7 protein-coding genes are annotated in these 7,844 nt (G+C 40.6%); 2 read left to right on the top strand and 5 right to left on the bottom strand.

The genetic code is table 11. The features are described 5' to 3' along the window. The 5 genes from NTX76_03395 to NTX76_03375 all read right to left on the bottom strand — a co-directional run. On the bottom strand, positions 1-2,930 hold a 2,930-nt coding region (locus tag NTX76_03395), incomplete at its 3' end, for a glycosyltransferase (GenBank protein ID MCX7338313.1). Between the two features lies 1 nt (position 2,931). Continuing rightward, positions 2,932-3,132 carry a hypothetical protein gene (locus tag NTX76_03390; protein ID MCX7338312.1) on the bottom strand — a complete coding sequence of 67 codons (201 nt, stop codon included), beginning with the start codon at positions 3,130-3,132 and terminating at the stop codon, positions 2,932-2,934. A gap of 155 nt (positions 3,133-3,287) precedes the next feature. Next, positions 3,288-4,721, bottom strand: coding sequence for a mannose-1-phosphate guanylyltransferase/mannose-6-phosphate isomerase (locus NTX76_03385; GenBank protein ID MCX7338311.1), 1,434 nt, complete (start codon positions 4,719-4,721; stop codon positions 3,288-3,290). Between the two features lie 3 nt (positions 4,722-4,724). After that, positions 4,725-5,435: an ABC transporter ATP-binding protein gene (locus NTX76_03380; GenBank protein MCX7338310.1), complete on the bottom strand. Its 711-nt coding sequence runs from the start codon at positions 5,433-5,435 to the stop codon at positions 4,725-4,727. 1 nt (position 5,436) lies between these two features. After that, positions 5,437-6,264 carry an ABC transporter permease gene (locus tag NTX76_03375; protein ID MCX7338309.1) on the bottom strand — a complete coding sequence of 276 codons (828 nt, stop codon included), beginning with the start codon at positions 6,262-6,264 and terminating at the stop codon, positions 5,437-5,439. A 175-nt stretch (positions 6,265-6,439) separates the two neighbouring features. Here NTX76_03375 and mreC point away from each other — a divergent pair, with 175 nt between their 5' ends. Both mreC and mreD read left to right on the top strand, forming a co-directional pair. After that, on the top strand, positions 6,440-7,324 hold the full coding sequence (gene mreC / locus NTX76_03370) for a rod shape-determining protein MreC (protein MCX7338308.1): 885 nt from the start codon (positions 6,440-6,442) through the stop codon (positions 7,322-7,324). Continuing rightward, a complete protein-coding gene (gene mreD / locus NTX76_03365) occupies positions 7,321-7,812 on the top strand; it encodes a rod shape-determining protein MreD (protein ID MCX7338307.1) in 492 nt (163 codons plus the stop codon). The genes mreC and mreD overlap by 4 nt, the downstream gene beginning before the upstream one ends. Positions 7,813-7,844: the final 32 nt, after the last annotated feature.

The following is a 7,844-nucleotide window of genomic DNA, read 5'->3' as shown; positions in this document are numbered from 1 at the left end:
TGGTTTTCTTCAATCCATAAACGCAAATCTTTATCAAAAAATGCAATCTGCACCCCATGGTTTTTCATCGACAAAGCACAATCTTTTTCGTGGGAACCTCTGTCAGAATAACCGGTCGTTAAAAAAATATCGCCAGATTGATAATCAATAGAGTCATCCTTGAATTTTTTTAAATAAGGGTTTTCTTTGATTGAAGCATAAAAATAATTAAACACAAACGACCTTGCATATTTATAGCTAGCTTTTTTTGTATTCAGGTAGACAGGTTCTGCTCTGTATCCTTTTGGGGTATTGAAAATCAAGGGGTGCAATAGCGAATGAATAGGATGAAATCTTCCGTTATTTTGATGGTTTTTCATAAAATCTGAAACATCTATAAAAATAGTCTTAGTGCATGAATTTGGTGCTGACATTGCCAGTATTCTGGATAGCCCTATGTAATCTATGTCTATCATATCATTTTTAACACCAAAAAGAGCGAATTGGTTAACCATATCGAAAAATCGTGCCTTTGGGCTTTGATAATAAGCTTCAATTGATTCTTTGTATAATTCCGCACACTTCTTTGGGGAGTGATTATCTATGATGGCTTGTCTTGATAAATGACCCAATGCTTCACGTTTTTCTTTATTGCAATGCAAGTCTTCTAGTGCAGTTATCAGTTCTGCATCGATAAAATTATCGGGGATTCTGTAAACTGAATCTTCCGCATGCTCAGTGGCGCTTCCATGTGCATTAATAATTGTTGGGATACCATGATTCATGCAGTCAAGGATTGCTTTGGATGTTTCTCCTCTCGACTGCGTTCGTAGCTGAATCGCTATGTCGGTAATTTTTAAGTATTGACGATATTTATGTTCGTCGGTCCATCCCGTAAAACGAATTCGATTTTCCAGGCCTAGTTCATTTATCCGTGCAATAAGTTCCTTTCCGTATAAATTCTCACAGTCCCCAACAAACACAAGAAGGCAGTTTTTTTTATTTACAAGGTCGGAACCTAAAAAGGCATCCAGAACGCGATGGCTGAGTTTCTTTGAATCCATAAGACCAAAGCTGCAAATGATAAAATTTTCCTCATCATAACCTAGTTCATTTTTTATGATCTCCGTTTTTGTTGAGATATTGGCAGGGGCACATAAAAGGGGAACAATTGTCGTGGAGCTGCAATCGTTATACCATTTCTGACTTAATTTTTGGCTGTGCTCAGAATGAACAATAATTCCTAGGGAGTTTTTAAAAATATCATAATTGCAGGGATATTTTGTGATAATCTCCTCATGATCATTTTTTCTTATATAATCAAAAATGGCTTTATATCCATGAGAACGATACAAATCTTCGGTAAAATGTTCACAATCGTATGTACGAAGAAAATTCAAGACTCCGGACAAGAAGAAATCATGTAACACGACAACGCCTGGAATTCTATTGAGCAGATCAAACATATATGTGTGTACGTGTGAATTATCGAAATGATAAAGAATGCGATCATATGTACTGGCATTTGCGCAAAACCAATCGACGGTGCGTACGGGGCAATTTTCTAGAATCCAGGGTGTTGTGACGCATTTTTGATTAACAATAACCTCAATATCATAGTGATGCGCTAATTCCGGAAGCAATTCAGCGCTGTAATCGGAGATACCCGATTTTTCTGGGGGCAACAGGGAAATGTAAGCAAGTCTTTGGTGTTTTGTCGTTAGTTGATTCTTTTTTGGATGGTTTAATGCTAAATCTTCCATGGCTTTTATGGTCTTTTTTGCTGTTTCATCCCAGGAAAAATTTTTAGCTCGTTCCAGTCCGTATTCCTCAAGGTCTTTCCTGAAAGCATTGTCCACCAAGACATGTTTTAGTTTTTGGCAAAACGAATTTTCGTCCTTTGGATCGAAAAGGGCATCTTCGCGCACAATAATTTCGGGTACACTGGAAACGTTGGATCCGATTACAGCGCGGCCACACTGCATGGCCTCCAGTACAGGAAGGCCGAACCCCTCATACAAGGATGGGAAAACAAAAACCTTGCATAAATTGTAAAGCTTTAGTAAATCCTCATCAGGCACATAGCCCGTGCAAATAAATTCATCACTTCTTAAGCCACATTTTTTTGCAAATTTCTTAAGATGATTTTTTTCATCAGGGTGCACGGAAAATACAAAAACCAGTTGATGGGTTTTTCTGATTTCATCGTCAAGTAATGAATATGCTTTTATGCAGAATTCTAGGTTTTTACGATAATCGACCCCACCGGAATACATAACGAACGATTTCTGTATGCCGTAATGGTTGAAAAGTGTCTTGCGTTCATTTTCGCTTAATTCTATCGGGCGAAAATATGACGAAGAACCCGTTGAAATATTAATACAATTATGATCTGAAAAATTAAGGTGGGTGATTCCATCTTGTTTGGTTGCTTCGGAAATCGCCAACAAACAATCGGCCCTGGCAAGATTGTCTATTTTTTCGTGATACCATGGTGCAAGGGAGCAGTCTTGCAAATATATAGATGAAAAGACAAGCGGTATCAGGTCGTAAAAAACAACCGCAATCGGAATATCTTTTTCATGTTTATGTATGCTTGTAATGCAGCTATCAATATTCCCCTCAAAAAGACTTGTTAACAAAACAACATCTGGATTGATATATTCTATAGTCTTTTCCCTGATAAATTCCGATGTATCCAGATGTATTTGCCGTGAATCACTATCCAATTTAACATCGTAAAATATAAAAATATTTTCTTTTGGGATGAGCCCCTCAAATGAGGACTTGATAGAATCAACAGTATCTGCAAAAGAACCATTGATTAGTATCAATATATCGTGATCGCCTTTGTGTTTCACCATAGACTGAGTTAGGGAAAGCGCGTAACGACCTATCCCTCTATTTTTGCTACCGCCTTGGATACTTTGTAGATCGATTAAAATACGCATTTTATATGTTTCTGTTTTTTTGTTGGCTCTTTGCTGCCAGCATTAGATATAATTTTTGTTCATTGGGGCTTAGGTCGTTAATGGTTTTTGGTCTGTAAAATTCTTTTTGCATAGATACAGATACATACCGGTAAGTGTTTTGCAGCTTAACCGATATAAATGCTGGCAATAAAGCCCTAACCACTGGCGCGGTTTTTTTCAAAAAGGGATGATTCCTAACTAGGGGGATAATTTTTCTCAAAATTACAATTAAAAATTGCCTTATACGCGACTTCATTTTACAATTACTCATCAATTGTCTTATTTTAAAATAGGGCTAATTCTGAATATTAAAGAACATAAAACAAATAGTTTTATTTATAATCTTCCATAATGATCTTCGAATCGAACAATATCGTCTTCGCCAAGGTATGTCCCTGTTTGCACCTCGATCAGGATTAGCATATCCGATCCGCTGTTTTCAAGTCTATGTTTGTGTGTTGCTGGAATATATGTGGATTCATTGACGTTTAAAATTAATTCTTGATCTCCGTTGATCACCTTTGCGCAGCCCGACACCACAACCCAATGTTCGGATCGATGATGGTGCATTTGCAAACTTAAACGTGCCCCGGGCTTAACCTCGATACGTTTGATTTTGTAACAAAGACCTTCTTCGAGAACCGTATAGGTTCCCCAGGGTCTGTGTGCTGTTTTATGAAGTTTATGTGCGTCATGGTTATCAAGCTTTAGCGAATTAAAAATGCTTTTAACATCCTGGGTTGCATTTTTATTGGCCACCAGCAATGCGTCGGGTGTGTCAATAATCACTAAGTTATCAAGGCCAACGGCAGCAATAACGCGATCTTTGCCCAGGATTGTGCAGTTTTTTGTATCCTTGACAACGGCCTTTCCATCAATGCGGTTGTTTGATTCATCTGGTGCGGTCAAATCCCCAAGGGACCGCCAGCATCCAATATCGCTCCACCCAATATCGCAGGCGACAACGGTGGCATTTTTTGTCTTTTCCATGATGGCATAATCGATCGAATCCGATGGAACACCCTCAAAATCATGGGGTTGAATATAAACTTGGGTGAAATCATCCCCTTTGGAGCAATGCGCGCGATCCAACGCGTGTTTCGTTTTCGTTAAAATATCGGGGCAATAAAGCGCCATTTCATCCAGCATTTTTTGGGCACTGACACAGAACATCCCTGAATTCCACAAAAAACGTCCTGATTCAACATATGTGCTTGCGGTCGTCCTGTCGGGCTTTTCAACAAATCGTAAAACATCCGAACCCTTAAATTCGATGTACCCATAACCCGTTTCTGGGCCTGTTGGGGTGATGCCGAATGTGACAATTTTATTATTTTTGGCCAGCTCAAACGCCCGATCAACCGCGATTGAAAAGGCCATTTGATCCATGATGATGTGATCTGCGGCCAGCATCAACAAAATGGCGTTTTCCGAAATGTTTTGTTGTGCATATAAACAAGCAGCAGCTATAGCGGGTGCTGTATTACGGGCGAATGGTTCCAGGATAAAATGCTTTTGAAGGGGTATAATCTGGTTTGCAATTTCACGATAATCATCCTCAACACGAAAGAAAAATTCGCGATTGGTAACGGTCAAAATGTCCGATACAGCCTGAAGATTTGCCCCCCGTAAAAAGGCTTTTTGGATCAGGCTTTGCCCATCCTGCAATCTGATGAATGGTTTTGGGTTGTGTTCCCGTGACAAGGGCCACAAGCGGGATCCGGCGCCCCCGCACAGGATTGTTGGAACCAAGGGGTATTGAGCAGACATAAGCTATTCCTTAATTTGACCTTTTTCAAGGGTTAGTGTGCGTGTGCAGAATTCATTAACGACCACTGGATCATGTGTTACCATCAAAACGGTAACGCCGCTTTTAATAAGTTCCCGCATTTTGGCAAGGCTTTTTTGCTGGAAATCAGCATCACCAACGGCCCAAATTTCATCCAATAATAATATATCTGCTTTTACGTGGGTTGATACAGCAAAAGCCAGACGCACGGACATGCCTGATGAATAAAATTTAACGGGCACATCGATAAAATCACCAATGCCAGAAAATTCGTGAATAGTATCAAAAATATCGCCGGTCTTTGATTCTGACAGCCCATAAATCGCGCATGATAAATATACATTTTCGCGACCTGTCAGTTCGGGGTGAAACCCGGTTCCAACCTCCAGCAAAGATCGAACGCTTCCGCTGATATGAATTTTCCCCGTTGATGGCGCCGTAATGCGGGACAGGATTTTCAAAAGCGTGCTTTTACCCGATCCGTTATGCCCCAAGATTCCTAGAATTTCACCTGCCCTTACGGTGAACGAAACATCATTGAGGGCTAGGAATTCCTTTGGTTCATGGTGTAAATGTCGGCGATTTTTTGAAAAATGGGCAAATATGGCCTCTTTAAAAGAGCCGCGCGTTCCATCGGGATGCAAAATATAGCGTTTTGAAATTCCATCAACGTGAATCATTGTATTGGGCATCATCCTAAAGCTCATCAACAAGGGTTGGAGAAACGCGAACGAAATAAACCAGGCTCATGGTTATAAAGACTATTGTTACAATGACCGATATCAAAACGCATGAAATATCCGGAAAAGGAGATGAGCTGGTTACAGCCCACCGAAACAGTTGGATATAGCCAACCAATGGGTTCAGATTGTATAGCCAAAGATAACGTTCTGGCACAATGGAATAGGGATACATAATCGGGCAGCAAAAAACCCAAAGCTGCATAATCAGCGGAATTAAATGAACGCAATCCCGATATTTTGCGCTTAATGCCGAAAACAAAATCGCCAGGGAAAGGGCGAACAGGAATAAGCCCGCAAAAATAATGGGAACAAAAAGAAATTGCTTAAAATTGAAGGCTCCGTAAAAAAGCTGCAACAAAATCAAAAGGCCATAGGCCACAAAAAAATCAACGGCGGCCCCAGCGACATAGGAAATTGGGGCAATAAGCCGCGGGAAATAGACCTTTGTGATCAACCCCTGAAAACTGATAAAAGACATCCCGCCCTGTGACAGCGCACGCGAGAAAAAATGCCAGAAACACAATGCCGAATAGGTATAAATCGACGTTGGCACACCATAAGTTTGATCCCGAAATAACAATCCAAGGAAAAGAACGAAAATAATCATCATTGCAAGCGGCTGCAGCACGTTCCAAAAAACACCGAGTGCTGTATTATTGTAGCGGACCTTTAAATCGCGCCAAATAAGCCGTTTTAACAGGTATCGGGCGCCATAGACTTCTTTTAGTTCCTGCATCAATGGCAATGAATTGGATGTAATTAAGATTTGTGTGGTGGTCATGAACAGCCTTGTTATGGGAATGTTACGAAATAGTCAAAAACAATAGGGAAAAATTTGTTTAAACATCACATATTTTACTCAAAAAGTCATTATAAATAGTGCAAGGCAAGACTTGCGTTGTCATTACATTTGCAGATAGAATCAGTCGTATCCTGGCAATAATAAACAATAAAACATGATTCTGTCCCTTTTTAGAATGAAGGCGAGCGGCCTTAGGCGCAGTCATATTGTGTTTGTTTTTATGACCCGTCTTTTTAAACGGTCCCAGGTTGTGGGAAAAAAAACAGTTGTCGCAATGCTGTTTTGTATTTTATCTGGGCTTGTTTCCTTGTCATTTTCTTCGGAAAATCGTTTCTTGCGTTCAGTCAACAGTCTGCTGATGGATCTGTCAGCTATGCTTGTTCATTATATTAACGAACCTTTGATGATGATCAAGGATTCGACAGCCTATTTCCAACGCCAAAAAACCCTTCAGGAAGAAATCAAGACATTAAAAGAAACAGATCTTCGTTTGATCGAATGGAAAAATCGGGCGCTTTTTTATGAACGGGAAAATCAACACCTGCGTGAACTGTCTCATTTTTTACCCTCCGATAAGGGAAATTTTACAACCGTCAAAGTTTTGGGGATGCCCCTTGATGGGGTGCGGTCTACGATGATTGTCGCGCAGCCAAAAGACAGCCCCTTGATGAAAAACCAGGCCGTCACCAGCCCCCAAGGCGTCGTTGGTCTCATTGTCGATGTGGGGCAAGCAACAGCCCGCGTTATGTTGATAACCGATATCAATTCACGAATTCCAGTCCGAATTGAATCCACAGGTACCCAAGCCATCGTGGCGGGGTCTAACACCGGTGAGCTTTCCTTGGCCCACATAGAACAACCGGAAAACGCTGATAAACTATCCATTTCCGCCGGGGATCGTTTGTTAACCTCTGGGTATGGGGGGATCTTTCCACCAGGGTTGCCCGTTGCCATTGTTAGCCGCATTGATAATTTTGCTGTATTTGCAACGCCTATTTCTGAAACGCTTACCCTTGAATATGTTGCGGTTCATTCATGATTTACGCACAACGATTGAAATGCGGTATTCAGAAATTTCTGTTTTTTTGTTTATCGTGCTTTTTTGTTCTTGTGGATGCAATTCCGGTATTTGGGCGGCTTAACATCCCACTGAATGCCTATCTGCTTTTGATGTACATTGGCACCCTTTATCATCCCCTAATGACTCCGACTTGGTCCCTATTTCTTGTTGGATTGATTCAGGATGCTATTTACGGTTATCCAATAGGAACATCAAGCTTCGGGTTGCTTTTATTGCACGGTATTCTTTTGACTTTAAAAAATACCCCTCTCAATGGGACGATTATATCGGGTTGGTGTGGGGTGGCTGTATTTTATCTTGTGGCATCGGTGGTGCATTGGATGGTCTTGTCTTGTGTGTTCTGGCAAGATATCAGCCTGCACCCATTGTTATGGGGCATTCTTTTCCCTGTGAGTCTATATCCATTCGCAGTCAAACTGTTGAATAAATTATCACCAGCCAATTAATTCTGAATATGCTTGCAATAAAAATATTGACA

This window comes from Alphaproteobacteria bacterium (assembly GCA_026400645.1).
Lineage (GTDB): Bacteria > Pseudomonadota > Alphaproteobacteria > Paracaedibacterales > CAIULA01 > JAPLOP01.
This window is presented reverse-complemented; position numbering and strand designations above follow the sequence as displayed.